Origin of the sequence: Vibrio sp. OY15, from assembly GCF_000742455.1 — a bacterium.
GTDB classification, from domain to species: domain Bacteria; phylum Pseudomonadota; class Gammaproteobacteria; order Enterobacterales; family Vibrionaceae; genus Vibrio; species Vibrio alginolyticus.
This window is the reverse complement of record NZ_JPIL01000001.1, coordinates 109,024-134,996: the sequence shown is the minus strand read 5'-3', so window position 1 is coordinate 134,996 and position 25,973 is coordinate 109,024. Positions and strand designations below refer to the sequence as shown.

Below are 25,973 nucleotides of genomic sequence, written 5' to 3'. Positions count from 1 at the left end.
GGCTGAATAGACAAAAAGCTCTCCAAATGGAGAGCTTTTTTGATCATGTTAAAATTACATGTGGAATATACCGCGCCATATCTTGAGTCACTAAGCTACTGTCTTCCCTAATCGAAATACCGGCAGCTCTATCATTGACCAACCAACTGCCAATTAACGTATGGTTTTGCCCAAACTTAGGTAGTGGATGGTATTGCTGGACGATATTGAATTGAGATTCATAAGGCCCTGACGTTTTAACAAAACGTTTTCCATCGATGACGATCTCGATGTTCGCGCCCTCTCGAGAAAATAGTGGCTTGATGACATAATCTCTCATAGTGTTCGCTTTTGAATCGTTAGCAAAATAAGCGGGCAAAAGGTTCGGGTGGTTAGGAAAGCGCTCCCACAATAACGGTAAAAGTGCTTTATTGGATAGAATCGACTTCCACATCGGTTCTAACCAGTTTACGTTCGCAGTCGCTAAGTACTTCGCATATTCCTCTTCAAACATAAACTCCCAAGGGTAAAGCTTAAACATCCAACGAATCGCTCTGTCGTCAGCATCCACAAACAGACCATCTTCCGTCACTCCAATATCTTCGACATGCACGAATGCCGTTGCTAACCCTGCCTCTCGCGCGCAATCCTCTAAATACTGGACAGTCCCTTTATCTTCTTCAGTGTACTTGCAGCAGCTAAAGTGAAGTGTTTGTCCTGGTTGGTATTTTGCTATTTCGGCAAAGCGCTCGATCAAAAAGTCTTGAAGAATATTGAATTGATCCGCGCTCTGGTGAACTCGACCTTTATTTACAACATCTTCTAGCCACACCCACTGCCAAAAGCCAGTTTCAAACAAGCTGGTTGGCGTATCCGCATTGTTTTCCAGTAATTTTGCTGGCGAGGTCCCGTTGTACGCGAAATCCAGCCGCGAATAAAGCGAAGGTTCGCTTCGTCTCCATGAAGAAGCGACCTGCTCCCACATAGATTCAGGGATCGCACATTGCGTCAGCAACCGCTCACTCCGAACGACTTCATCCACAATAGCCAGGCACATCTGATGCAGCTCTTCAGTGGGCGCTTCTATATCGCGCTCAATTTGCTCCAGCGTGAATTGATAGTAAGCACTCTCATCCCAATACGGTTGGTCATACATGGTATGGAAACCAAAACCAAACTGGCGTGCTAATTCACGCCAGTTTTCGCGCTCTTGTATTTCTCGTCGAAACATAGTGCTTTTTAACCGCCTCGACTGACCGACACCGCTTTACCAAACCCGCCTCGAGACATCGCCCTGCCAATGGTGCCGCCACCACGTTTGTTAAGGCTATTCGTCGCGACTTTGGTCGGCTGATTTCGGTAGGAGCCAAAGAATTGTCCTGCTCCATTATAGAATTTGGATTTATAACGGTACATCGGCTCTGAGTAATAGCTCTTGTTATAACCTTTCAACCCGCTTAATGAGCGACTGTAAAAAAAACCGCCAAAGTTAGGTACATAAGCTCGGGAACTGGAACTGTAGTAACAATCATCCTCGTAGAAATCATTCTCGCATTCGAACTCGCTGCGGTAGCGAGGGGCATTTTGTTCGGCACGAGCTAAAGCTTCTTGGTATGCAATGTCACACTGTTCACTAAACTCAGGCGAGTTAGATTTACACTCATCGGCATCAGAAAAAATGTACCCTTCTGTTTTTGACTCGTACGTAGCAAAGAAGAAAATACCACCAAAGGCAGCAAAGGGAAGAATTTTCCCAAGCTTTAAGCTTTTGTCCATGGAAGAACGTTTAACGTTAGAACTCCGCTTCATCGTTCCTCCTAGTAAGTCATGCAAGCGGCATTCAATACGCCGACCGAAACAGAAACTGCTGCTAATACGATACCGGCTGGCAGTTCATCTTTTTCGATACGCTCTGCCACTTTCGGAAGTAAAATAAAGCGTACAATTGCAAATGCGATAATTTGAGCAAGCATTGCGACAACGCCCCAAACCATAAAATCGACGATATTGACTGAGTTTTTTGCCGCCCCCGAAATCGCGAGGCAGTAACCAAGGAAAGCCCCACTTAGCGCAATCGCTGCTGCTGTATTTTGTTTTTCTTTAATCAGATGCCACTCATCGTATGGCGTCAACTTGACGTAGATGAACTTAAACGCCAATACAAAAATAATAGAAACAGAGAAATAGAGTAAAAAGTTTGGGAAGCCTGCTAACAGGCCGGCAATCATGTGCATTATTGTTCCTTGTTCATTTCTTTCCAGGCAAAATCTTCAATACGTTCATCTGCAATGTAAAACAGCTTGGTACTCGCGGGTACTTCAGCATCTAAATCTGGGTTGAGTTGAATACCATCGCCAATATCAAAAGCAATCAGCGTGGCATGATGGCGTCTTTTGAGAAAAACGAAGAGATTCTCAATAGTGGTGGCAGACTGCCCCTCAGGATAAATAACTGAGTATTGCGTCATACCTCGTGTTGAAGCCAAAAGCTCCTGATGAAGCGCACTTGAGCCCGGGTCAACCGCCGCTTTTGCCAACATTTCTGCGCCAACAGCAGGTATGCATTCCGCTTTCGGGCAATGCTGACTTAGAAGTCGGCCTAGCGCTTCATCTTTAAAGTAAGCGACCAAATGAGCGGAAGGGTTTACAGATGCGCAGTATAGAGCGGCTGACAAGGTAATGTCGTCCGAGAGATTATCCACAATAATGCAAGCGGCTTCGGCAATATTGGCGTTTTTCATCTCTTGCGAATCGGTATAACTGGTCACTTTGATAAAACTGATTTCGCCAGGTAACGGGTTCTCTATTTCTGAACGGCTGCATAAAACAATCGGGCGCTTTCCCTCTTCTTCATGTTGTAACATGCGAATAAGGTGCATCGTTCTCGATCCATTCCAGCCCAACAATACAATATGGTTTTCCACTCTTACTCTCCGTTTTCCTAAAATACCCGCTCGCCAATAGTCCATCGCTGCTCCAGCGACACGCCCCAATAATGCGGCGAATAAGCTCAAACCGCCGGGGATTACAAATAGTACGACAACCCATTTACCCATATCTGTTACTGGAGAATGGTCGCCATAACCCACCGTACTCGCCGTAACCATGAGGTAATAGATAAAGTTAGCGAAACTGTCTGTTAATGCTGTTTCACCAGCGAGAACCAGCAGCCACCATGAAAGGCTCACATATAAGCCACTAAAGATGAGAAGGCTTCGGTTGCTCAATTTAAAAAGGTGGGAACTAAGCCACTTTTTAACTACTAACCACACCGCCATAAATTTATGACCTCGATATTCATTGATTGCATCAATAGTAACTCATTGATAGTAAGACACAAAAAAACCAGCCATATTCGGCTGGTTTTTGAGATTTACTTTCAGTTACGCCTACTTTTTAAGCATTACCTTTCACTTGCATATTTAGCTGCTCAGCAAAATCTAGCATGCGGTTCAGTGGGATAAGTGATTTCACACGTAGCGCTTCATCAACAAAAATTTCGTGCTCTTCACCACCTTCACTAAGCGCTTTCTCAATTGCTTTCAAACCGTTCATTGCCATCCAAGGACAGTGTGCACAGCTGCGACATGTTGCGCCTGCACCTGCGGTTGGCGCTTCGATAAGTTCTTTCTCTGGCACAAGTTGCTGCATTTTAAAGAAAATGCCTTTGTCTGTCGCAACGATCATTTGTTTGTGAGGAAGCTCTTTCGCTGCTTTGATCAGCTGACTCGTTGATCCAACGGCATCGGCAAGTTCTACGACGCTTGCTGGTGACTCAGGGTGAACCAAAATAGCCGCATCTGGATACACGCTCTTCATTTTTCGTAGCGCATCAGCAGAGAACTCATCATGAACCACACACTCACCCTGCCAAAGCAGCATATCTGCGCCAGTTTTGTTAGCGATGTACGATCCTAGGTGACGGTCTGGTCCCCAAATAATTGGCTTATCTTCAGCGTCTAAGTGTTCCACGATTTCAAGCGCAATGCTCGATGTAACGACCCAGTCGGCACGGGCTTTAACCGCTGCTGAAGTATTTGCGTAAACTACAACCGTATGATCAGGGTGAGCATCACAAAACTCGCTGAACTTATCCGCAGGACAGCCAAGGTCAAGCGAACATTCCGCTTCCAACGTTGGCATTAGAATGCGCTTTTCTGGTGTCAGAATTTTGGCCGACTCGCCCATAAAGCGAACACCACCAATAATCAATGTACTTGCAGGGTGACGATTACCAAACTTCGCCATTTCCAACGAGTCACCAACAAACCCGCCAGTGTCTTCAGCTAGGGCTTGAATCTCAGGGTCGGTATAATAGTGTGCGATAAGTACCGCATCTTTTTCTTTGAGTAACTTTTTAATACGCTCAATGTAAGATGCTTTTTCTTCTTCGCTTAATGGAACTGGTTTCGGTGGGAATGGGTAAACAGTGTCGATTTTATCTAATATATGGCTCATTGCTCTTGCTCTACGCAACTTCCTTTAATCCGAGTATTGTAACCTCGTTAATTTTCAAAAACCAACTTGTCGCGGGGATTTCTAGCGGTCTAGCCGTATATCTTTGTTACAGGTAGCATTTCCGAGTAGCGAAATTCGGTGCAACACAAGGTCAGAGGCTCTGCATCATTGCTATCGACTTAGCCGTTCTGCACCAACAGAAAATGGAAAAGAAAAAGGAAGCCGAGGCTTCCTTTTCAAAACATAACGTCTTACAGCTTAGAGCTGGCAAGTTTTGCAGATGCACTACCTGGGTATTCATCAACCACTTGTTGGTAGTACTTTTTCGCTTGAGCTGCATTGTTATTACGCTCAGCGATTTCGCCTAACTTAAGCAACGCATCGGCTCGCTTGTTGGAGTCTTTATAAGACACAACAGCGGCAAAACTTTTCACTGCATCCTCATCCTGCTTTTTAGCGAAGTACAACTGACCTAACCAGTAGTGAGAATTCGCTGAATATGTAGAATCAGGATAATCTTTCTGGAACTGCTGGAACGCTGCAATTGCGCCAGTGTAATCACGCTTTTTGAGAATGAGGTCAACTGCATTCTGATATGCCGTTTGCTCATCAACATTTGGAGTGTACTGGCCACCTGTTTTCACAGGTTGTGCTTCTTGTGCAGGTGTGGATTTTATCTCTCCACGAACACGATCCAGCTCGACAAACAACTCACGTTGACGTTGCAACATTTGTTTCATTTCGTAGCTATTTCGCTCTAATTGACCACGCAATTCACTGATCTCTTGTGACATTTGGTCAATTTGCTGTTGCATTTGGAGCTGAACGCGATTGCGATTTTGTAGCAAACGTTCTAGACGTTCTACTTCCGTTTCAGATGAACGGCTCTTAGAGACGGATGATGTGCTGTTGAGATCGGATACTGGAGCTGGTGCAGCGAACGCAAAGTTCGCTGCACTTGCCAGTAACGTAAGCGCAACAGCGCGCTTAGTGTTACTGAACATGAGGATTACCTCGAATTAGTATACTAGAACCGCGCGACGGTTCTTAGCGTAAACTTCATCTGATTGACCTAGAAGAAGTGGCTTCTCTTCACCGTAGCTAACGATTGAGATTTGGTCAGCTTGAACACCTAGTGCTTGTAGGTAGTTCGCTACTGCTTGTGCACGACGCTCACCTAGAGCAATGTTGTACTCAGGTGTACCGCGCTCATCAGCGTGACCTTCGATAGTTACGTTAAGTGCTGGGTTCTTGCTTAGGTAAGAAGCGTGAGCCGCTAGCATCTCTTCGTAATCTGCTGCAATTGTTGAGTTGTCAAAAGCAAAGTAGATTGTTTGAGTTTCACGTAGCGCTTGCTCTTTTAGCTCTTGCTCTGTCAACTGACCGCTTTGATCAATTGGCGTAGCTACTGTTGTTTCCACTGCGCCATTGTTGTTTGTTGCTGCACCAGTGTTAGAAGCAGCGTCGTCGCTTGAACTACACGCTGTAACAGCCATTACAGGAAGCGCGATTAGTAGCCCTTTTAGAACCTTGTTCAGTTGCATCTTATTTTCCTTTATTAATCAAACTTATTACTACAAAAACGGTGACCATGCAGGCGCTCGAACACGCCCATTTGTTGCCGGTAATCTAGCTTTGAATCGACCATCAATTGACACCATCGATAGTACGTTTTTCTTGTTGTAAATCGAGCTATACACAACCATGCCACCGTTTGGGGCAATACTAGGAGACTCATCAAGCAAGGTCTTAGTTAAGACTTGAAGAGCACCAGTTTCCAAATCTTGTTTCGCCAAATTAAATCCTGCGTTGCTGCGGTTCACCATAACTAGGAATCGCCCATCAGGAGTAATCTGACCACCCAAATTTTGGCTGCCTTGCCAAGTCAAACGGTCAATAGAACCGCTGCCCAAATTTACTTGATAAATCTGTGGTTTACCACCCCTATCCGATGTGAAAATCAACGATTTTCCATCCGGATGCCAGAACGGTTCCGTATTATTTGATCTGCCACGCGTAATTTGCGTCAGTTTACGAGTGTTAAGGTCAAACGTATAAACATGAAGCGAGCCTGTTTTAGAAAGAACAATCGCTAACTTATTGCCATCAGGCGAAAATCTTGGTGCACCATTGTGACGTGGGTATGAAGTAATTTTCTCACGTTCACCGGTGTAGATGTTCATTATGAAGATTTCTGCTTGGCCATTTTGGAAGCTAACATACGCAAGCTTTTTACCATCTGGTGACCACGCTGGTGACATTAATGGTTGCTTAGAGCGTAAAACCAGACGCTCATTGTAGCCATCGTAATCAGCGACTCGAAGTTGGTAAGGGAAACGGTCTTTATCGTTCACTACCACATATGCGATACGAGTCATGAAAGCGCCACGGTCGCCAGTCAACTGCTCATACACCAAATCAGAGATACGGTGAGCGTACTCACGCATACGAGGCCCTTGAACAGTGGCTACTTTATTGAACAGCACATGATCTTTTGACAGAACCAATTCACCGTCACTACCAAGCGCCTTACTCTTCCCACCCGTTAACTGACCACGCACAATATCAACAAGTTGATAGTTGATAACGTAGTCACCTTGGTCGTTTTGCTTGATTGAACCAGTCAATAGCGCATCCACGCCTAAATTGGTCCAAGCATCAAAATTAACTTCTGATTCACTGAACGGTGTTTGTGGCATTTTGCTCGTTGGAACTGGGCTAAATTTACCACTACGTTGTAAATCCGAGGCGATAACAGCAGAAACATCCGTTGGAAGCGCTTGTGTGCCCTCCCACTTAAACGGAACAACAGCAATTGGTCGTGCTGAATCAATACCATCGGTAATGACCAACTCTAATGCGGCATTCGCCACATTTGTCATACTGCTAAACAGTACAAACATTCCTAGTAAAAGGCGTCTAATCACGTCTTATTCCTTTTAGTCCAAAGCAACAGTTATGTTGATGTCTTTTAGTCTTTCATTGACCGCTGATTCTGAAGATTTAGGGAACGTCCCTACCTGAGCTATTGCTCGCTTCGCCGCAGCACATACTCGAGTATCACCACTCAAAACGGTAACACCAGAGACCATCATATCAGTTCCTGTCGGAATCAATTTGATGTTTACCCTACACTCCTTTCCCAGCAAGTAGTCATCCTTAATCAGCTTTTGCTGAATATTTTGAGTATAGATGGATGACATACGAGAAAGTTCGTCGTCAATAAATTGATTGCGCGCAGCACTGTTTTTACTGACCTCATCCTCGAGACCCGCAAAAATATCATCTAACGCGGCTTCTTGAGCTTTACGCTCACGCTCGGCACGCTCAGCTGCTTCTCTCGCTTTACGCTCTCGCTCCGCTGCCTCTTTTGCCGCTTTCTCTTTTGCAATGCGCTCTTGTTCAGCTTTTTCAGCAGCTTCACGCTCACGACGTGCTTTTTCTTCCGCTTCTTTTGCTGCTTTTTCACGAGCTAAACGTTCTTGCTCAGCTTTTGCTATAGCCGCTTCTTTTGCTAAACGCTCCTGCTCAGCTTTACGCACGGCTTCTTCTTTTGCCTTGCGCTCTTTTTCTAGCTTAGCAGCTCGCTCTTTTTCTTTGCGAACACGTTCTTCTTCCTGCTTGCGCTCTTGCTCTTTTTTCTTACGTGCAGCTTCTGCTTCTCGTGCCGCTTGAGCATCTTTCGCTTGCTGCTCTTTCAACTTGCGAATTTGCTCTTCTTCAGCTTTGCGGTTTTTTTCTAGCTGCTCTGCTTCGCGTCTCAGTTTATCAAGACGCTCTTGTTCTTTTTTCGCTGCCTTTTCGCGTTGCTGGCGAATTTCTTTCGCTTGTTGCTGCACAAGTTTTGGATCGATGACAACAGCTTGAACCATTTGCCCTGTAGGCTCTGGTTTAGACATGTTGAAGTCCGTCCCCCAAAGCAGGGCTGCAACTAGAATTGCATGCAAACCAACCGATATTGCTATCGGTTTGGCGTATTGGTTGGGTTTCTTCTTGTGATCTTTCATAGATAATTGATGTCTATTCCCTGATATCGGTCATTAGACCTACCTTAGGGATACCAGCTCGACTTAGTTCATCTAGCAATAGAACAACATCGGCATATGGTGTTGCCGCGTCGCCACCTACCGCAACTGGTGAATCCGGCTTAACCTCTCGCTCCGCTTTCACTCGCACAATAACATCTTGCAACGACAAACCTCGCTGAACTTCTTCATCATTTACGCTTAGGCCTAAATTACCCTCGCTATCAATTTCGATGATAATAAAGCTACTGTCAGTCTCGCCAGCAAGGTCTTGCATAGATTCTGCGGTCGATGTTTTCGGAAGATCAACGTCGACGCCTTGAGTCACAAATGGAGCGGTCGCCATAAAAATGATCAACAGTACGAGCATTACGTCGATATACGGAACAACGTTGATCTCCGCTGTCATTTTTCGCTTTTTAGGTTGATAACCCGCCATGCTTTATTCCTTATCCGCGCTGTCTCGGCCAGCCATCGCTTGACGATGAAGGATGCTGTGGAATTCTTCAGAAAATGTTGCGTAAGTGTGCTCTAGTTTACTCACTTTATTGCTTAGGCGGTTGTACGCCATTACTGCCGGAATAGCCGCAAATAGCCCCATCGCTGTCGCGATAAGTGCCTCGGCGATACCCGGTGCAACCATAGACAACGTAGCTTGCTTTACTTCACCCAGCGCAATAAAGGCGTGCATGATGCCCCAAACGGTACCAAATAGGCCGATATAAGGGCTTATAGAACCGACTGTTGCCAAAAACGGTAAGCTTGTTTCTAGCTCATCTACTTCACGAGAAACAGCAACGCGCATTGCGCGGCCAGTGCCTTCCATGATGTAAGCTGGTGAATTTGCGTTGCTCTTACGTAGGCGAGCAAACTCTGTAAAACCTGCGTAGAAGATTTCTTCTGTGCCTTCAATTTCGTCTTTACGCGCTTTTACTTTTTGGTAAAGCTGAGAAAGATCAGTACCCGACCAAAATTTGTCTTCAAACTGCTCTGCATTTTTTGATGCTTGAGAAAGCACTTTGCTGCGCTTGATGATCATTGCCCATGACACAATTGACATGCCAAGCAACGTCAGCATCACAAGCTTTACCAACAGACTGGCCTGAAGAAAGAGATCTAAAATGGAAATATCAGCAGTCACTATTTGTTAGCTCCGAATTTATAAAGGTTGGAATAGCTATTGGTTTCATTTTCTTATTATCGATACATGCTACCTTAACCGAGGCCTTGCACAATATCTTGCCTTGATCATTGACCAACTCTTGACAGAATTGCAGAGAAGCACGTTTTATTTCTGACACTCGGGTTACGACTGTCAGATGCTCGTCCAGCCTAGCCCCTTGGTTGAAATCGATATCCATGTGTCGGACAACAAAGCCGATATTTTGTTCCAGTAACACATGTTGAGAAATGCCTTTAGCACGTAACATCTCTGTCCGTGCGCGCTCAAAGAATTTTAGATAATTAGAATGATATACAACACCGCCCGCATCAGTGTCTTCATAGTACACGGTGATCGGCCAGTGAAAGAGATTTGATGTGCCTTGCAAGGGAGTACCAATATATTCAATTCTTTAAAGTAATTACTATAACTGAAGCGACAGCAATTGGTACCGAGCTAAGGAAATATTTTTGAAATTTGTAGAAAAAATAAAAGCTAGGCGAGATACCTAGCTTTTATTCGATGATTTAGTAACCGACTTTATTACAGCATATTTCAGCCTAAATGAAATAAAGTGCCGTTAGATAAATTAAGATAGCTAACGAGAAATAAGGACTAAACAAAACTTGCCAGTACCAGTTTCTTGGCTTGAAGCCCACCCCATACACCATGCTTGAACATACAGACCAAATCAGTGCTGGTGCGATGATTGAGTTAAAACCACCAATTGCTTGATGGTAAGCTTCAGGGTCCCACATCACCAATCCTATGTGCATAAAGCCAAGGATGAGAGATAAGACTCGTAGCAGAGTCTTATCCATTGGTGCATGAAGTTTCGCTACCTTATCAGCGAGGTTACTCACTGTCTTTATCCATCATTTCTGAGTGCTCTAGCCAAAGAGCGTTGATGATACCGAATGCACAAGCAAGTAGTACACCTAGAATCCATGCGAAATACCACATAGTAAATGCTCCTTAGTAAAGTGAGTTTTTGTTGTCTTCAATGTACTGGTCATCAAGGCGACCAAACATCTTGTAGTAAGTCCAAGATGTGTAACCAAGGATGATTGGCACCATAACAAACGCAACGCCTGTCATTAGGTTCAGAGTCAGCTCAGATGACGTTGCATCCCACATTGTTAAGCTGTGGCTTGGCATTAAGTCTGAAGGCATGATGAATGGGAACATCGCAAAACCTGCAGTAAAGATAACACCAGCAACACCCAAGCTTGAAGTAATGAACGAAATCGCACATTTTTCAAGACGAGATGCCAATACAGCGAGAAGCGGCATTGCAACACCTAATACAGGAGCAGCCCATAGTAGTGGGTAGTTTTCAAAGTTCTTCATCCACGCACCAGCTTCACGGATAACCTCTTTGTTTAGAGGGTTAGAAGCAGCGTTAGTGTCGATACCGCCAACAATGACGTAGCCATCGATATTTTGGATCCAGAAACCAGCCGCTACAAACGCAGCAACCGTCAGTAAACCAGCCAACTGAGCAACGTTGCGCGCACGCACATGCACTTCGCCTGTTGTTTTCATTTGTAGCCAAGTAGAACCTTGCATCAAAATCATGAACAAGCTTACTAGACCACACAACAGTGCAAATGGGTTTAGTAGACCAAAGAATGAGCCATGGTATGTTGGCATCAAGAACTCACTCAATTGGAACGGTACACCTTGTAGAAGGTTACCAAACGCCACACCAAAGATGATTGGCGGAACAAAACCACTGATTGAGATACAGATATCCCAGGTATTGCGCCATTTTGGATCTTCGATTTTAGAGCGGTAGTCTAGGCCCAGAGGACGAAGCCATAGCGCTGCTAGTGTCAAAATCATCGCTAAGTAAAAGCCTGAAAATGACGTTGCGTAAACCAAAGGCCAAGCTGCGAACAGTGCACCACCAGCAGTGATAAGCCAAACTTGGTTACCATCCCAGTGAGGAGCAATTGAGTTAATCATGACACGGCGTTGCGTGTCGTTTTTACCGATAATAGGTACAAGCGCGCCTACACCCATATCGAAGCCGTCTGTTACTGCAAAACCAACTAGTAGAACACCGATTAGTACCCACCAGATGAGTCGCAAGATTTCGTAATCAAACATCTTGTTATCTCCTTACCTTACGCTTCTACTTGGCGACTAACTTTGTCTTCAACAGAGTCAGCATTTTGCTCGAAGTGGTAGCGACCCGTTTTCAGGCTACTTGGGCCTTTACGAGCGAATTTCAACATTAGGTAAACTTCTGCAATCAGGAATACCGTGTATAGCGCCAGAATTGCGAAGAGTGAAGTCCAGATTTCACCTGCAGTTAGCGCAGAAGCTGCAACATGCACTGGTAGAATTTCACCTACAGCCCAAGGCTGACGGCCGTACTCAGCGACGAACCAACCCGCTTCAATTGCAATCCAAGGTAGTGGAATGCTAAATAGTGCAGCTTTTAGAATCCATTGTTTCTGTTCAATCTTCTGACGACACGTTTGGATAAACGCCGCACCAAAGACAAACAACATGATGAAGCCACAAGCAACCATGATACGGAATGACCAGAATAGCGGCCATACTGTTGGGATTGAGTCGTCCGCAGCAGCTTGGATTTGCTCTTCTGTTGCATCAACAACATTGTCTGTGTAGCGCTTTAGAAGTAGACCGTAACCTAGGTCACCTTTCACTTCATCAAACGCAGTCATGTTTTCTTCTGACTTGTCGCCCGCACGAAGCTTCTCTAGAAGTTCATAAGCGTACATGCCGTCACGAATACGATCGACGTGTTCATCACGTAAATCACGAAGACCTGTTACTTGCTCATCAAAAGAGCGTGTCGCGATAATACCCATTACGTAAGGGATCTTAATTGCGTAATCGGTATGCATCGTTTCCTGGTTAGGAACACCAAATAACGTAAATGCGGCAGGTGCAGGTTCAGTGTGCCACTCTGCTTCAATTGCAGCGAGTTTCACTTTTTGAACTTCACCAAGCTCGTAGCCAGATTCGTCACCAAGAACGATGGTAGATAAGATAGCTGCAATACCGAAAGAAGCAGCAATAGCAAACGAACGACGAGCAAACGCAATGTCACGACTTTTTAATAGGTAGTATGAACTGATGCCTAGAATAAACATTGCGCCACAAGTGTAACCAGAAGCAACCGTATGCACGAACTTAACCTGAGCAACTGGGTTTAGTACAACCTCAGAGAAGCTCACCATTTCCATTCGCATGGTTTCGAAGTTGAAATCTGCGCCTACTGGGTTTTGCATCCAGCCGTTTGCGATAAGAATCCAAAGAGCAGAGAAGTTAGAGCCTAGTGCCACAAGCCAGGTAACCGCTAAGTGTTGGCGTTTAGATAGACGATCCCACCCGAAGAAGAATAGACCAACAAAAGTTGACTCCAGGAAGAATGCGACAAGTGCTTCGATCGCTAGCGGTGCACCGAAGATATCACCTACATAGTGGGAGTAGTAAGACCAGTTCGTACCAAACTGGAACTCCATGGTAAGGCCTGTCGCCACACCAAGTGCAAAGTTAATACCGAATAGCTTACCCCAGAACTTGGTCATGTCCTTATAGATTTGCTTGTTCGTCATTACGTACATCGATTCCATAATGGCCAGAAGGAAGGCCATACCAAGGGTCAATGGTACGAATAGGAAGTGATACATCGCTGTCAGTGCAAACTGCAACCGCGATAGATCAACTACGTCAATCATGGTAACTCCTATGTGTCGGCTGAATGACACTCTCTACATATTGCAATCCATATTCAGGTGTTATTTACACTTGAAAAATGTTGAATTATCACAACTCATTGTTGCAAAAATGTGCTTCATTGGTTAGTTAATTGTTAAGCATCAGCTAATATAGCTGGGGCTAATATTACTTGTAAAAACAGATTGTTTCAAAAGGTTTATAGCCGTAACGCGCTTTGATATACATCAATGTTTATGCGCGGAATTTGCACAAAAATCCATCACATTGATCTAGATCAACCAGTATTGGATACGGATGTTAAGAGAGAGTAATCAGGAGAGAAATTAACCAGTTGCAAGCAAACATCGAGTTAACAATCAATGCTTTTTACTTACTAAACCAGTATGAGAAAAAATTCAAAAAATGTGAGTTTGGTCAACTTTAATGAAGCGCTGGGCAACAACGGCCCAGCGAGGGAATCTTATTTTTCAATTCCGAAATGCAAATACGCACGATCTGTCGCGATTCTTCCACGCGGAGTGCGTTGTAAATAACCTTGCTGAATAAGATAAGGTTCAAGAACGTCTTCAATAGTGTCCTTTTCTTCACCTATCGCCGCTGCCATGTTGTCGAGCCCGACCGGACCACCACCAAATTTTTCCATAATCGCGAGTAGTAGCTTACGGTCCATGTAATCGAAGCCTTCGGCGTCCACATCAAGCATATTCAACGCCTTATCGGCAACATCGGCACAAATGTGACCATTGCCTTTTACTTCCGCATAATCACGAACACGACGTAGCAAACGGTTAGCAATACGTGGTGTGCCACGCGCACGTCTTGCCACTTCCAATGCACCTTTAGGTTCCATTGATAAACCTAAACAATCCGCGCTTCGCTGCACGATATCTTGGAGGTCTTTTATCTTATAAAACTCAAGGCGCTGAGTAATACCAAAGCGGTCGCGCAATGGTGACGTTAAAGAGCCCGCTCGGGTCGTCGCACCAATTAACGTAAATGGTGGTAAATCGATCTTAATAGAACGAGCGGCCGGACCTTCACCGATCATAATATCCAGTTGATAATCTTCCATCGCCGGATACAGCACCTCTTCAACCATCGGGCTCAAGCGGTGAATCTCATCGATGAACAACACATCGTTTTCTTCGAGGTTGGTTAACAGCGCGGCCAAATCGCCTGCTTTCTCAAGTACAGGGCCTGAAGTAGTGCGAATGTTCACTTCCATTTCATTGGCAACGATGTTCGCAAGTGTGGTTTTACCCAAACCTGGGGGACCAAAAATCAAAAGGTGATCAAGTGCTTCGCTACGTAACTGAGCAGCTTTAATGAAGATCTCCATTTGGTCACGGACATGGTCCTGACCTTGGTAATCCGCTAATTTTTTTGGCCGAATAGCACGATCAATGACATCTTCATCACGAAAGGCAGGGTTTTCTGGCGCGATTAAACGATCGGCTTCAATCATCTTTTTACCTTGAAAAATGGTTACCTGAGAGAATAATGCCGCTCGTTTAACAGCAAGTGGCATATTTCTATATCTCGTCATCCTGTACAGCGACGAAGGAGCGTGATACAGGATCTTCTATCCGAGCGATTTATGGTCAAATTGTTTCATTAACCGCTCAGCGTGCTGCTATTAGATTCCCAGTCTCGCCAGGCTCGCTGGAATGACACAAAAAACATCGTTAAGCGATTGGCATTAACCTTAGAGAATGAGTTATCTTGAACAAATGTTCACTGTGCAACCAGCGTTACACCATTGATTTTAGAGCTTCACGGATCATTTGCTCACTGCTCATGTCCGGTTTAGCGATCTGAGATACCACTTTCGACGCTTGAGTCGGCTTGTAACCTAGAGCTAGAAGCGCACTGATTGCTTCTTCTTCCGCGTTGTTGGATGTCGCACTAGAATCCGCAGGAGCAGCATCCGTAAATGGTGTAAATAGATCGCCAGCGCCCCACCCTTTCAAGCGGTCTTTCATTTCAACAACCAATCTCTCTGCGGTTTTCTTGCCAACGCCTGGAAGCTTAACCAGCGTAGAAACGTCTTCATGTTCCACACAAGTAACAAATTGCGTTGCTGTCATACCAGAGAGAATACCAAGACCGAGTTTAGGACCAACGCCATTGGCTTTGATCACTTCACGGAAAAGTGCTCGTTCTTTTACCGTGTTGAAACCGTATAGCAATTGCGCATCTTCACGGACAACAAAGTGAGTATAAATAATGGCTTCTTCGCCAACATTTGGCAGTTCGTAAAAACAGCTCATTGGCATCTGGACTTCATAGCCAATGCCATTAACTTCAATTAATACTTCAGGTGGTTGCTTTTCAATCAGTATGCCACGAAGACGTCCAATCACTATAAATACTCTTTGGAAATGAATTTGCGACAGGATAATAAAGAACTGGATAGACATCCAGTTAATTTTAACGGTAGCGCCCTTTTCTGGCACTGGTTGCTTTGCCCGCTAACGCAACGAGAGTCTTGTTAGTATTGGCATGACAAATCGCCACACCTAAAGCATCGGCTGCATCCGCTTGAGGCTTGGCGGGCAATTTAAGCATCTGCTGAACCATATGCTGAACTTGCGCTTTGTCCGCGCCACCAGTGCCGACGACAGCTTGCTTAATAAGACGAGCTGCGTATTCAAATACCGGCAACTCCGCATTCACCGCAGCAACAATTGCACTGCCACGAGCTTGGCCAAGTTTTAGCGCTGAATCCGCGTTTTTGGCCATAAACACTTGCTCGATCGCGAAAACGTCCGGTTGAAACTGGGTAATGATTTCCGTGACGCCTGCATAAATCTGTTTAAGCCGACCCGGAAGTTCTTTTTCTGAAGTACGAATGCAGCCACTACCAAGGTATTGCAAGTGGCGTCCATTTTGACGAATGACCCCATAGCCGGTAATGCGCGAACCTGGGTCAATGCCCAAAATAATTGACATGAATGTTCCTAAAAATGAGGCCTAATTCGGCCTCAGTCTTTTTATTATTACTTGCTAACTTCGGAGCAAATACCGCTCCCGACACCTTGAGTTTAATCTAGCGTAGCAGCAACGTCGTCAGAGATATCACCATTGTGATAAACCTCTTGAACGTCGTCCAGATCTTCCAAAGCGTCAATCAAACGAAGTAGTTTTGGCGCAGTGTCCGCGTCCAAATCTGCTTTCGTAGATGGGATCAGAGACACCTCAGCGTTCTCTGCCTCAAACCCTGCGGCATCAAGAGCATCTTTTACGAGTCCAAAATCGCCTGGGGCCGTGTAGACATCAATCGAGCCATCTTCTGCCGTTTCAATGTCATCAGCACCACTTTCTAATGCTACTTCCATTACCGCATCCTCATCTAAACCTGGGCCATATGAAATCACGCCTTTCTTGTCGAAAAGATAGTTGACGCTACCATCCGTCCCCAGATTACCGCCTGACTTTGAGAATGCATGGCGTACGCCAGATACCGTACGATTTCGGTTATCCGTCATACATTCGACCATGACCGCCGTACCACCTGGACCATAACCTTCATAGATCACGGTTTCCATGTTGTCGTCGCCTTCACCACCAGCACCTCGGCTGACAGCACGGTTGACAGTGTCACGTGTCATGTTGTTAGACAGTGCTTTATCAATTGCTGCTCGCAAACGTGGGTTATTTTCTGGCTCACCGCCCCCCTCTTTTGCCGCAACAACGATTTCACGAATTAATTTAGTAAAGATTTTGCCGCGCTTCGCATCTTGCGCTGCTTTACGGTGACGAATATTCGCCCATTTACTATGACCAGCCATAATTCACCTTTTAATGTATTTTGACGCTTAATAACAAAACATGTTCTAAAAAGCGTTGCTTGGGAAATTGCTTTGGAAGTTTCTTGGGTTTATTTAAACAAAAACTCCCGCAGTTGCGGGAGTTTTCTTCAAATGTTGTGCGCTTATTCTGCGTCTTTTTCTTTCGCTGCAGTTACTGCGATTGCTAGCTCTTCTAGCGCTGCTGGGTTCGCAATACTTGGTGCGTCTGTTAGTAGACACGCCGCTGCTGTTGTTTTAGGGAACGCGATAACATCACGGATGTTCTCTGTGCCACATAGCAGCATTACTAGACGGTCTAGACCAAATGCAAGACCAGCATGTGGAGGCGTACCGAATTTCAGCGCATCAAGCAGGAAACCGAACTTAAGCTGTTGCTCTTCAGGTGTGATACCTAGAATATCAAATACGGCTTCTTGCATATCTGCGTTGTGGATACGAACAGAGCCGCCGCCCACTTCGTAGCCATTTAGAACCATATCGTAAGCGTTAGAATTTGCCGCAGCAGGGTTTGCTTTTAGCTCTTCTGCAGTCACACCTAGAGGCGATGTGAATGGGTGGTGCATCGCGTGTAGGTTGCCTTCGTCATCTTCTTCGAACATTGGGAAGTCAACAACCCATAGTGGAGCCCATGCAGACTCATCCGTTAGCTCTAGGTCTTTACCTAGTTTCAAACGTAGCGCACCCATTGCTTCTGCAACGATGCCCGCTTTATCAGCGCCAAATAGGATAATGTCACCAGATTCCGCTTGAGTACGATCTAGAATGCCGTTGATCACGTCTTCATTTAGGAACTTAGCGACTGGAGATTGGATACCTTCCATGCCCGCTGCACGGTCGTTAACCTTCATCCAAGCTAGACCTTTCGCACCGTAGATGCCAACGAATTCACCGTAGCCATCAATTTGCTTACGAGTCAAAGATGCACCACCTGGAACGCGAATAACGGCAACGCGGCCTTTTTCGTCGTTTGCTGGACCTGAGAATACTTTGAACTCAACATCTTTCACTAGGTCAGCAACGTCTACTAGTTCCAGTGGGTTACGTAGGTCTGGCTTGTCCGAACCGAAACGACGAATCGCTTCGCTGAACGGCATTACTGGGAATTCACCTAGGTCAACATTTAGTAGCTCTTGCCACATTTCACGAACCATTTTCTCAGTCGTTGCACGAACTTGGTCAGCCGTCATGAATGACGTTTCGATATCGATCTGAGTGAATTCTGGTTGACGGTCAGCACGCAAGTCTTCATCACGGAAACACTTAACGATTTGGTAGTAACGGTCAAAACCAGACATCATTAGAAGTTGTTTGAATAGCTGTGGAGACTGAGGAAGCGCGTAGAAGCTGCCTTTGTGAACACGGCTAGGTACTAGGTAGTCACGAGCGCCTTCTGGAGTCGCTTTTGTTAGGACTGGTGTTTCGATGTCTAGGAAGCCGTTGTCATCTAGGAAACGACGAACAAAGCTAGACGCTTTAGCACGTAGCTTGATGCGGTCGCTCATTTCAGGACGACGTAGATCTAGGTAACGGTACTTCAGGCGCTGCTCTTCAGAGTTCTTTTGGTTGAAGTCTAGAGGCAGAACATCAGAACGGTTGATGATTTCAAGACCTTTCGCAAGGATCTCAACTTCACCTGTTGCCATGTCTTTGTTTGCTTGGCTCTCTGGGCGAACGCGCACTTCACCCGTTAGTTTGATACAGAATTCATTACGAAGTGTGTTCGCCACTTCATACGCATCCGCCATATCTGGATCAACAACTACCTGAACGATACCTTCGCGATCTCGCATATCAATAAAAATAAGACCGCCTAAATCACGACGACGGTTAACCCAGCCGCAAAGTTCTACAGTTTGTCCTGCAAGGGACTTGTTCAGGTGACCACAGTAATGGGTACGCATAATGAAATTCCCAATCTCTCAAATGTTGTTAACTACGCTCTGTCAGCCTCATTGCTAAGCAGAGTAAAGATTCAGTTATACGCTGAATGTCCACGAAAATCGACTACTCAACATACAATTACGTGTGTTTTATCATTCACTGGTGCTTTTTAGTACAACAAATGTTCAAAAGCGCACCAAAGCGAAAAAATTGGGGAGGATTATAGCGTGAAATTACCTATTTCAGCAAAACTCTCGTAAAGTATTCACACGAGTAGCAAGCAGTAAAGAATAATGGATAACTTACCTCTTCGACTTGGATTGACGATGTGGTCGCACAATCAATGGCAACAAAGTTTTTACGGCAGCGGGACAAAGCCCGCTGAACGTTTAGAAAGGTATGCGCAAGTGTTTCATACCGTGGAAGGCAACACGACATTTTATGCCACACCGACGCTCAATACAGTGCAAAACTGGAGAGCCGCAACCCACGATGATTTTCGCTTTACTTTCAAACTTCCTAAAGCCATCACTCATGAGCAAATGCTAAGAGGTTGCAGCGAACAACTGAGAGACTTCATGAAGGTCATGGAGCCTTTGCATGACCGTGTGGGCCAATGGACAATTCAATTACCAGCCGCATTTGGTCCTGAGCACCTTGATCGACTGAAAAAGTTCTGTGCGAGCTTTCCACCTAACTTCCCTCTCGGTGTTGAGGTTCGCCATATGGCATTTTTCTCCAAAGGCGAAGAAGAGCGAGCACTTAACCAATGGTTAGTAGAGAATAATATTGACCGCATTATTATGGATAGCCGCCCAGTCTTTGCCGCTAAGCCCGACAATGAGGCGATTATTGATGCACAAATGAAAAAACCACGAGTCCCTGTTCACGCCATTGCTACCGCTTCACACCCTTTGATTCGCTTTATTGGTCATCCAGAAGAACAGCAAAATTACGAGTTTTTTAAACCATGGCTCAACAAGTTGCCACAATGGATTGCCGAAGGTAAACAGCCATATGTCATGATCCATACCGCAGACAATATAATTGCGCCAGAGTTGGCCGCAAACCTATATAAAGACATACAAAAGCGTATCACGCTCCCTGAGTTAGCGCCTTTCCCTGCTGACGATGGCAACTCGCAGTTACAGATGTTCTAACGCAACACATGACAGAGGCGCGAAATTCCCATAAAATACGCGCCTTTTTTGGTGCCTGACATTTTCAGGCGGCTTGTATGCAGAGACTTAGTTATGAACCCTAAGAGCAATCCAGATACTATTTTTTCGGCTCCAATCGATAAAATTGGGGATTTCACGTTCGATGAACGCGTAGCGGAAGTATTTCCTGACATGATTCAACGATCGGTACCGGGTTACAGCAATATCATTTCTGCAATCGGTATGCTGGCAGAGCGTTTTGTAAAACCTCACTCAAACATCTATGACCTTGGCTGTTCTTTGGGTGCTGCAACATTGTCTATGCGTCGCCATATCAAACAAGAAGGTTGCCAAATCATCGCAGTGGACAACTCTCCAGCGATGGTTGAGCGTTGTAAACTTCACGTCAACGCTTACCGCAGTGACACTCCTGTGGATGTAGTAGAAGCAGACATTCGCAATATCGAAATTGAAAACGCGTCAGTGGTGGTGTTGAACTTCACTTTGCAATTCCTCTCTCCAGAAGATCGTTACTCCTTGCTCGAGAAAATTTACGCAGGCCTGCGTCCAGGCGGCATTTTGATTCTATCGGAGAAGTTCGTCTTCGAAGATGAAGTGTCGAACGAACTGTTAATTGACCTTCACCACGACTTTAAACGTGCGAATGGTTATAGCGAACTAGAAATCAGCCAAAAGCGTAGCGCGATAGAAAACGTAATGCGCCCAGATTCAAAGAAAGAACATAAAGAGCGTTTCGCTAAAATTGGCTTTTCTAGCTACGACGTTTGGTTCCAATGCTTTAACTTCGGCTCCATGTTCGCGATTAAATAGACCATGCATACCAAGCCTGAACCATACCGATTTCGGCTTTTGTTAATAATTTATACCCATCAACTCAGCGATTGACTAACTATGTTTAACTTTGCAAATTTCTACCAATTGATTGCCCAAGACACTCGTCTTCAACCTTGGCTTAATGTGCTTCCGCAACAGCTAACGGATTGGCAAAATGCAGAGCACGGTGACTTTGGTCGCTGGTTGAAAGCCCTGAACAAAATCCCAGCGGGTAGACCGGACAACATCGACATTGTTGATTCTGTCACGATTTCAAACAATGAGCCGATGCCTCAAGGGGAACTTAAAAAGCTAGAAAGCTTACTTCGTACATTCCATCCTTGGCGCAAAGGCCCATACCACGTACACGGCATCCATATTGATACTGAGTGGCGCAGTGATTGGAAATGGGACCGCGTGCTTCCGCATATTTCACCATTAAAGAATCGCAGCGTACTCGATGTAGGTTGTGGTAACGGCTACCACATGTGGCGCATGCTAGGCGAAGGTGCACGCTTAACTGTCGGTATCGATCCATCTCACCTGTTCCTGATTCAGTTCGAAGCAATTCGTAAACTAATGGGCGATGACCAACGTGCACACCTACTGCCATTGGGCATTGAACAACTACCTAAGTTAGAAGCGTTCGATACGGTATTCAGCATGGGCGTGCTTTACCATCGCCGCTCGCCTCTCGATCATTTAGTGCAACTAAAAGATCAATTGGTATCTGGAGGTGAACTCGTATTGGAAACACTCGTGATTGAAGGTGATGAGAATGCAGTACTGGTCCCGACTTCTCGTTACGCGCAAATGCGTAATGTCTATTTCTTCCCTTCAGCAAAAGCCCTAAAAGTGTGGCTAGAATTGGTCGGTTTTGAAGATGTTCGTATCGTTGATGAAAACATCACATCCGTAGATGAACAACGTACCACAGATTGGATGACGCATAACTCTCTACCTGACTACTTAGATCCGAACGACCCAAGCAAAACTGTAGAAGGCTATCCTGCCCCTCGCCGCGCGGTTCTTGTCGCTCGCAAATCATAATTCGCTGAGATTCCTGACATTGTCTTAACTCATTTTACGAGTTAAGACATTACCCTCTTTCCTCGTAATGAGCGAGTTTGTTTTTTGAATCCATTTTTCACGTCAAAATATAAGCACGCTCTAAATAAGGATGCGCTTTTATGTCCTTGATTTTTGGCTTTTCATCACTATTCCTCAAACAATAAGTAATAGAGAAACATTCTTACTTGTGAGGCTTTATCGATATAAGCTAAACTCCTAAAAAATAAACAACTTAATCCAATCCCAAGGTTTTCAATGTTATTACGATTGACCCCGATTGTTGCCATCGCCTTACTATCTGGATGCTCACTAACCAAAGGCGAACAGTACCACCAAGAAACGTTAGCGGCGATTCAAAATTCAGAAGCGAATGTCAATAATCGCATTACCAACCTAGAGCTACAGCTCAGCAACCAATCGGACTATATCGACAGCCTTGAAGAACAAGTCGATAAACTACAGGTTGAACTTCTTACATTTCGCGATGAAGCAATGGCAGAAGTAAAAAAACCGAAAGAGCCGATTATTGTCCAATCTCCCGCTCCTGTGGAACCAACCCCAACTCACGATATTGTCCTTGGCTCTATCGAAAAGGTCACTGTAGAGTCGATTAAGCAAACTTTTGATGCACGTATCGACACTGGTGCCGCGACGTCGTCTTTAAATGCCGTTGATATTGAAGAGTTCGAAAGAAATGGCAAAAAATGGGTCCGATTCCACTTAGCAGACACCAGTAAATCCGAAGAAGAGAAAAGTACTTGGATCGAAGCTCCTGTCATTCGCTACGTCAAAATCCGCCAGGTTACCAGTGAAGAGTTAGAACGCCGCGCTGTGGTAGAACTTTGGGTGCGCGTTGGAAAAATTCATGAAAAAGCGCAATTTACGTTGGCAGATCGCTCACATATGAACCATCCTATTTTACTGGGTAGAGAATTTATGCGCGACATAGCACTTGTCGATGTAAGTCGTACCTATATCCAAACGGACGAAGATAAAAAATAATAAGGTAGATTATGACGTCAAAAATACCGTTTTACCTTTCTATCATCTTATTGGTGATTGCGGGCATTGCTCTGAGTGTTTTCAGACATGAAAACTACGGCGTGCCTTGGACGCCAGGCGAAACTCGCCAGGTATGGGATGTAGAAGCTCGTATTGAGTTCAATGCTAACGGCAACGAAGTAAAAGCGTCACTTGCAGCACCTCATACACAAAGTGGTTACACACTTATCGGTGAATCTGCTTCCTCATCAGGTTATGGCGTTTCCTACATCAATGACGATTCAGGCCGTCGTGCAGAATGGTCAATTCGCCAAGCTCAAGGGCCACAAACCATATACTACAAAGCCCAGTTCTTAGTAGACCCTCAGGCTAAAGTCACTCCTTTACCGCCAACGGAAGACATTACGCCACCAACGCTATCAGCACCACAAGCAGCAGCGGCAAATGCCCTTATCGAACGTGCGATGAGTCGCTCAGCCGATAATGTGACGTTTACTCGTGAGCTTATCAAAGCGCTTAATGACCCAGATAGCCAAAACTCGTCGCTACTACTGAACGATTTCAGCCGTACTGATGCACTGCATAATATTTTGCTTACCGCAGGTATACAGAGCAAAACCGTCGGTGTTATCGAACTAGAAGATGGTCGTCGACGCCAAACAATTCAACCAATGGTTCAGGTTTGGTCAGGTAAAGATTGGGTACTGTTTTCGCCAAAATCCGAACAAAAAGCAGTGAAACCCAACTTGTTAGTGTGGGATGAATCAAACGTATCCTTACTTGACCTTGTTGGTGGTAAAAATAGCCAAGTGCATTTCTCGATGATTAAGCAAGAAATGACACCACAACAAGCTACAAACAACAAAATAGAAGCAGATGGATTACTGAATATTTCAATTCATAGCCTACCTTTGGAAGAGCAAGCGATGTTCAAAACCATCATGCTCATCCCTATTGGTGCTCTGATCGTTGTGTTCTTGCGTGTGATTATCGGCCTGAAAACATCCGGTACCTTCATGCCTGTGTTGATTGCCGTTGCTTTTGTTCAAACTCAACTATTAACGGGTATTGTCGGTTTCTTGCTAATTGTAGGTACAGGCCTGATTATTCGAAGCTATTTGTCTAGGTTGAACTTATTGCTGGTAGCAAGGATATCTGCGGTCATTATTACCGTTATTATGATCATCTCGGTGTTCACCGTTGTTGCGTTTAAAATGGGCTTAACAGAAGGCCTAACAATTACCTTCTTCCCTATGATCATCTTGTCTTGGACGATTGAACGTATGTCAATCCTATGGGAAGAAGAAGGTGCGAAGGAAGTTGCTCTGCAAGGTGGTGGTTCATTGCTGACAGCAGTATTAGTTTACCTTGCAATGACGAACTCATACATTCAACACTTAACCTTTAACTTCATTGGTCTACAGTTGATTGTTCTGGCCGGTATTCTATTACTAGGTACTTACACAGGTTACCGCCTCACTGAGCTACGACGCTTCAAACCACTAGCGGAGGACTAAACGATGTTCGAAAGTTTTACTTCGCCGTCTAAGCTTCGCCATAAAGGCATTATGGGGATGAACAAGCGTAACCACAGCTATATTGGCCGTTACAATGATCGTTCTAAATACCCACTTGTCGATGACAAGCTAAAGACCAAAATTATTGCACAGGCAGCAGGAGCAACAGTTCCTGCCCTGATCGGTGTCATTCATAACCAAGCTGAAGTTAAGACTATCCACAAAATGGTTGAGAACTGGCCTGGTTTTGTAATCAAACCTGCACAAGGTAGTGGCGGTAAAGGCATTCTGGTTGTTACGTCTCACAAAAACGGGGTATATACCAAACCCTCCGGCTCTACAATTGGTAGGGATGAGGTCGAGCGTCACATTAGTAATGCGCTTGCTGGCCTTTTCTCTCTTGGTGGTAAAAATGACGTTGCTGTGGTTGAAAACTTAATCAAGTTTGATGACTGTTTTGATGGCTTCAGTTATGAAGGCGTACCAGATGTTCGGATCATCGTATTTAAAGGTTATCCAGTTATGGCGATGATGCGCTGTTCTACAGCGGCTTCCGACGGCAAAGCAAACCTTCACCAAGGTGCCGTAGGAGTAGGCATTGACATCGCGACAGGTAAAGCCGTCAGAGCGGTGCAGTTCGATCATCCAGTGACTCATCACCCTGATACAGGTAAAGACCTTTCGACCCTTCAAGTACCGCATTGGGAGCGCTTGCTGGAGCTTGCGTCAAGTGCCTGGGAAATGACAGGTTTGGGATACATGGGTACGGATATGGTGCTGGATAAAGATGAAGGACCTATGGTTTTAGAGCTTAACGCTCGCCCTGGTCTGGCAATCCAAATCGCTAATGGTGCAGGCTTGCTTCCTCGTTTGAAACACATAGAGAGCCTTGGCACACCTGCTGAGTATCCAAAACCGATTGAACGCGTCGCTTACGCAGCAGAGCAGTTCGGTGTGAAGCCGTTGTTCTAACCCTCCGACCTAACGTTCGTTATTACTCGCCAGTAATTGTCATGATTACTGGCGTTTTTGTTCCCGCATCCAAAAACCTTGCACTTGCTCTCCTTATTAAACACATCCTTCTCATATATAAGTTGAATCAATGATCGAGCTAACAAAATCAACATAGATCGTTTCTTTTCTACTTTGCCTTTTGAGTATGATGAGAGCTCCCCTTACTCAACTTGAGAGGTTGGGAAATGCTAATAAAAGAAACAAATAATGATGAACCAGAGCTTGAAGAACAAGAGAGCTTAGACCAACACCTACAACGCTTGTCTGAGCTTTCTGTCCAAGCACTTGAAGAGCTTGCTGAAATGATCGAAGTCAGGGACGATATTCCAGAGGAATAAACGT

The 25,973-nt window shown here is 45.1% G+C and carries 28 protein-coding genes; 7 read left to right on the top strand and 21 right to left on the bottom strand.

All coding sequences use genetic code 11. The features are described 5' to 3' along the window. Positions 1-43 precede the first annotated feature (43 nt). The 21 genes from IJ23_RS00575 to aspS all read right to left on the bottom strand — a co-directional run bounded on the left by IJ23_RS00575 (position 44) and on the right by aspS (position 19,053). Positions 44-1,210, bottom strand: a complete 1,167-nt coding sequence (locus tag IJ23_RS00575) for a glutathionylspermidine synthase family protein (RefSeq protein WP_033905056.1) — start codon at positions 1,208-1,210, stop codon at positions 44-46. 8 nt (positions 1,211-1,218) lie between these two features. Further along, the gene (locus IJ23_RS00570; protein WP_025766906.1) at positions 1,219-1,788 is read right to left on the bottom strand and encodes a DUF1190 domain-containing protein; all 570 of its coding nucleotides are present in this window, start codon (positions 1,786-1,788) and stop codon (positions 1,219-1,221) included. An 8-nt stretch (positions 1,789-1,796) separates the two neighbouring features. Continuing rightward, the gene (locus IJ23_RS00565; protein ID WP_005378281.1) at positions 1,797-2,213 is read right to left on the bottom strand and encodes a DUF350 domain-containing protein; all 417 of its coding nucleotides are present in this window, start codon (positions 2,211-2,213) and stop codon (positions 1,797-1,799) included. Further along, positions 2,213-3,256, bottom strand: coding sequence for a potassium channel protein (locus tag IJ23_RS00560; protein WP_017820047.1), 1,044 nt, complete (start codon positions 3,254-3,256; stop codon positions 2,213-2,215). Before IJ23_RS00560 ends, IJ23_RS00565 begins: the two co-directional genes overlap by 1 nt. Before the next feature lie 118 nt (positions 3,257-3,374). Continuing rightward, a complete protein-coding gene (gene nadA / locus IJ23_RS00555) occupies positions 3,375-4,436 on the bottom strand; it encodes a quinolinate synthase NadA (RefSeq protein WP_017820046.1) in 1,062 nt (353 codons plus the stop codon). Between the two features lie 251 nt (positions 4,437-4,687). Continuing rightward, the gene (gene ybgF / locus IJ23_RS00550) at positions 4,688-5,440 is read right to left on the bottom strand and encodes a tol-pal system protein YbgF (RefSeq protein ID WP_005378285.1); all 753 of its coding nucleotides are present in this window, start codon (positions 5,438-5,440) and stop codon (positions 4,688-4,690) included. A gap of 15 nt (positions 5,441-5,455) precedes the next feature. Next, the gene (pal, locus tag IJ23_RS00545) at positions 5,456-5,980 is read right to left on the bottom strand and encodes a peptidoglycan-associated lipoprotein Pal (RefSeq protein WP_005378293.1); all 525 of its coding nucleotides are present in this window, start codon (positions 5,978-5,980) and stop codon (positions 5,456-5,458) included. 30 nt (positions 5,981-6,010) lie between these two features. Then, positions 6,011-7,363, bottom strand: a complete 1,353-nt coding sequence (gene tolB, locus IJ23_RS00540) for a Tol-Pal system beta propeller repeat protein TolB (RefSeq protein WP_005387925.1) — start codon at positions 7,361-7,363, stop codon at positions 6,011-6,013. 12 nt (positions 7,364-7,375) lie between these two features. Next, positions 7,376-8,443 carry a cell envelope integrity protein TolA gene (gene tolA / locus IJ23_RS00535; protein ID WP_017820045.1) on the bottom strand — a complete coding sequence of 356 codons (1,068 nt, stop codon included), beginning with the start codon at positions 8,441-8,443 and terminating at the stop codon, positions 7,376-7,378. A 13-nt stretch (positions 8,444-8,456) separates the two neighbouring features. After that, on the bottom strand, positions 8,457-8,900 hold the full coding sequence (locus IJ23_RS00530; RefSeq protein ID WP_005378298.1) for an ExbD/TolR family protein: 444 nt from the start codon (positions 8,898-8,900) through the stop codon (positions 8,457-8,459). 3 nt (positions 8,901-8,903) lie between these two features. Further along, positions 8,904-9,602, bottom strand: a complete 699-nt coding sequence (gene tolQ / locus IJ23_RS00525; RefSeq protein ID WP_005378301.1) for a protein TolQ — start codon at positions 9,600-9,602, stop codon at positions 8,904-8,906. After that, the gene (gene ybgC, locus IJ23_RS00520) at positions 9,592-10,011 is read right to left on the bottom strand and encodes a tol-pal system-associated acyl-CoA thioesterase (protein WP_017820044.1); all 420 of its coding nucleotides are present in this window, start codon (positions 10,009-10,011) and stop codon (positions 9,592-9,594) included. Before ybgC ends, tolQ begins: the two co-directional genes overlap by 11 nt. A gap of 172 nt (positions 10,012-10,183) precedes the next feature. Continuing rightward, positions 10,184-10,486, bottom strand: a complete 303-nt coding sequence (ybgE, locus tag IJ23_RS00515; protein WP_033905055.1) for a cyd operon protein YbgE — start codon at positions 10,484-10,486, stop codon at positions 10,184-10,186. Continuing rightward, complete coding sequence (cydX, locus tag IJ23_RS23790) at positions 10,479-10,586, bottom strand: cytochrome bd-I oxidase subunit CydX (RefSeq protein WP_000270284.1); 108 nt, start codon at positions 10,584-10,586, stop codon at positions 10,479-10,481. The genes ybgE and cydX overlap by 8 nt, the downstream gene beginning before the upstream one ends. A 12-nt stretch (positions 10,587-10,598) precedes the next feature. Next, the gene (gene cydB, locus IJ23_RS00505; protein WP_006742909.1) at positions 10,599-11,735 is read right to left on the bottom strand and encodes a cytochrome d ubiquinol oxidase subunit II; all 1,137 of its coding nucleotides are present in this window, start codon (positions 11,733-11,735) and stop codon (positions 10,599-10,601) included. Between the two features lie 17 nt (positions 11,736-11,752). Next, positions 11,753-13,339 (bottom strand): cytochrome ubiquinol oxidase subunit I, encoded by a 1,587-nt coding sequence (gene cydA, locus IJ23_RS00500; protein WP_033905054.1) that lies wholly within the window; start codon positions 13,337-13,339, stop codon positions 11,753-11,755. Positions 13,340-13,800: 461 nt separating this feature from the next. Beyond that, a complete protein-coding gene (ruvB, locus tag IJ23_RS00495; protein ID WP_033905343.1) occupies positions 13,801-14,805 on the bottom strand; it encodes a Holliday junction branch migration DNA helicase RuvB in 1,005 nt (334 codons plus the stop codon). A gap of 286 nt (positions 14,806-15,091) precedes the next feature. Continuing rightward, positions 15,092-15,703, bottom strand: coding sequence for a Holliday junction branch migration protein RuvA (gene ruvA / locus IJ23_RS00490; protein ID WP_017820041.1), 612 nt, complete (start codon positions 15,701-15,703; stop codon positions 15,092-15,094). A gap of 67 nt (positions 15,704-15,770) precedes the next feature. Continuing rightward, the gene (gene ruvC / locus IJ23_RS00485; protein ID WP_005387909.1) at positions 15,771-16,292 is read right to left on the bottom strand and encodes a crossover junction endodeoxyribonuclease RuvC; all 522 of its coding nucleotides are present in this window, start codon (positions 16,290-16,292) and stop codon (positions 15,771-15,773) included. Between the two features lie 92 nt (positions 16,293-16,384). Continuing rightward, the gene (locus IJ23_RS00480; RefSeq protein ID WP_005378402.1) at positions 16,385-17,131 is read right to left on the bottom strand and encodes a YebC/PmpR family DNA-binding transcriptional regulator; all 747 of its coding nucleotides are present in this window, start codon (positions 17,129-17,131) and stop codon (positions 16,385-16,387) included. 143 nt (positions 17,132-17,274) lie between these two features. Then, positions 17,275-19,053, bottom strand: coding sequence for an aspartate--tRNA ligase (gene aspS / locus IJ23_RS00475; RefSeq protein WP_005378401.1), 1,779 nt, complete (start codon positions 19,051-19,053; stop codon positions 17,275-17,277). Between the two features lie 273 nt (positions 19,054-19,326). Here aspS and IJ23_RS00470 point away from each other — a divergent pair, with 273 nt between their 5' ends. From IJ23_RS00470 to IJ23_RS25320, 7 genes are all read left to right on the top strand, one after another. Then, positions 19,327-20,193 carry a DUF72 domain-containing protein gene (locus IJ23_RS00470; protein WP_033905053.1) on the top strand — a complete coding sequence of 289 codons (867 nt, stop codon included), beginning with the start codon at positions 19,327-19,329 and terminating at the stop codon, positions 20,191-20,193. 93 nt (positions 20,194-20,286) lie between these two features. Continuing rightward, positions 20,287-21,024, top strand: coding sequence for a carboxy-S-adenosyl-L-methionine synthase CmoA (gene cmoA, locus IJ23_RS00465; protein ID WP_017635063.1), 738 nt, complete (start codon positions 20,287-20,289; stop codon positions 21,022-21,024). An 81-nt stretch (positions 21,025-21,105) separates the two neighbouring features. Further along, entirely contained in the window at positions 21,106-22,077 is a 972-nt protein-coding gene (gene cmoB, locus IJ23_RS00460) for a tRNA 5-methoxyuridine(34)/uridine 5-oxyacetic acid(34) synthase CmoB (protein ID WP_005387902.1), read from the top strand. 276 nt (positions 22,078-22,353) lie between these two features. Further along, positions 22,354-23,100, top strand: coding sequence for an ATP-dependent zinc protease family protein (locus IJ23_RS00455; protein ID WP_005378391.1), 747 nt, complete (start codon positions 22,354-22,356; stop codon positions 23,098-23,100). 11 nt (positions 23,101-23,111) lie between these two features. After that, entirely contained in the window at positions 23,112-24,617 is a 1,506-nt protein-coding gene (locus IJ23_RS00450) for an inactive transglutaminase family protein (RefSeq protein WP_005378389.1), read from the top strand. Between the two features lie 3 nt (positions 24,618-24,620). After that, on the top strand, positions 24,621-25,589 hold the full coding sequence (locus IJ23_RS00445) for an alpha-L-glutamate ligase-like protein (RefSeq protein WP_005378387.1): 969 nt from the start codon (positions 24,621-24,623) through the stop codon (positions 25,587-25,589). Positions 25,590-25,816: 227 nt separating this feature from the next. After that, complete coding sequence (locus IJ23_RS25320) at positions 25,817-25,969, top strand: hypothetical protein (RefSeq protein ID WP_005378381.1); 153 nt, start codon at positions 25,817-25,819, stop codon at positions 25,967-25,969. Positions 25,970-25,973 lie beyond the last annotated feature (4 nt).

Bases quoted from the DNA above. Each gene is read 5' to 3' on its own strand.
- IJ23_RS00575 (WP_033905056.1), bottom strand. From the start codon at position 1,210: ATGTTTCGACGAGAAATACAAGAGCGCGAAAACTGGCGTGAATTAGCA.
- aspS (WP_005378401.1), bottom strand. From the start codon at position 19,053: ATGCGTACCCATTACTGTGGTCACCTGAACAAGTCCCTTGCAGGACAA.
- IJ23_RS00570 (WP_025766906.1), bottom strand. From the start codon at position 1,788: ATGAAGCGGAGTTCTAACGTTAAACGTTCTTCCATGGACAAAAGCTTA.
- ybgF (WP_005378285.1), bottom strand. From the start codon at position 5,440: ATGTTCAGTAACACTAAGCGCGCTGTTGCGCTTACGTTACTGGCAAGT.
- IJ23_RS00560 (WP_017820047.1), bottom strand. From the start codon at position 3,256: ATGGCGGTGTGGTTAGTAGTTAAAAAGTGGCTTAGTTCCCACCTTTTT.
- IJ23_RS00450 (WP_005378389.1), top strand. From the start codon at position 23,112: ATGACGTCAAAAATACCGTTTTACCTTTCTATCATCTTATTGGTGATT.
- pal (WP_005378293.1), bottom strand. From the start codon at position 5,980: ATGCAACTGAACAAGGTTCTAAAAGGGCTACTAATCGCGCTTCCTGTA.
- cydA (WP_033905054.1), bottom strand. From the start codon at position 13,339: ATGATTGACGTAGTTGATCTATCGCGGTTGCAGTTTGCACTGACAGCG.
- IJ23_RS00445 (WP_005378387.1), top strand. From the start codon at position 24,621: ATGTTCGAAAGTTTTACTTCGCCGTCTAAGCTTCGCCATAAAGGCATT.
- nadA (WP_017820046.1), bottom strand. From the start codon at position 4,436: ATGAGCCATATATTAGATAAAATCGACACTGTTTACCCATTCCCACCG.
- cmoA (WP_017635063.1), top strand. From the start codon at position 20,287: ATGAACCCTAAGAGCAATCCAGATACTATTTTTTCGGCTCCAATCGAT.
- cydX (WP_000270284.1), bottom strand. From the start codon at position 10,586: ATGTGGTATTTCGCATGGATTCTAGGTGTACTACTTGCTTGTGCATTC.
- IJ23_RS00470 (WP_033905053.1), top strand. From the start codon at position 19,327: ATGGATAACTTACCTCTTCGACTTGGATTGACGATGTGGTCGCACAAT.
- IJ23_RS00455 (WP_005378391.1), top strand. From the start codon at position 22,354: ATGTTATTACGATTGACCCCGATTGTTGCCATCGCCTTACTATCTGGA.
- cmoB (WP_005387902.1), top strand. From the start codon at position 21,106: ATGTTTAACTTTGCAAATTTCTACCAATTGATTGCCCAAGACACTCGT.
- IJ23_RS00565 (WP_005378281.1), bottom strand. From the start codon at position 2,213: ATGCACATGATTGCCGGCCTGTTAGCAGGCTTCCCAAACTTTTTACTC.
- tolA (WP_017820045.1), bottom strand. From the start codon at position 8,443: ATGAAAGATCACAAGAAGAAACCCAACCAATACGCCAAACCGATAGCA.
- IJ23_RS00530 (WP_005378298.1), bottom strand. From the start codon at position 8,900: ATGGCGGGTTATCAACCTAAAAAGCGAAAAATGACAGCGGAGATCAAC.
- ruvB (WP_033905343.1), bottom strand. From the start codon at position 14,805: ATGATTGAAGCCGATCGTTTAATCGCGCCAGAAAACCCTGCCTTTCGT.
- IJ23_RS00480 (WP_005378402.1), bottom strand. From the start codon at position 17,131: ATGGCTGGTCATAGTAAATGGGCGAATATTCGTCACCGTAAAGCAGCG.
- IJ23_RS25320 (WP_005378381.1), top strand. From the start codon at position 25,817: ATGCTAATAAAAGAAACAAATAATGATGAACCAGAGCTTGAAGAACAA.
- cydB (WP_006742909.1), bottom strand. From the start codon at position 11,735: ATGTTTGATTACGAAATCTTGCGACTCATCTGGTGGGTACTAATCGGT.
- ruvC (WP_005387909.1), bottom strand. From the start codon at position 16,292: ATGTCAATTATTTTGGGCATTGACCCAGGTTCGCGCATTACCGGCTAT.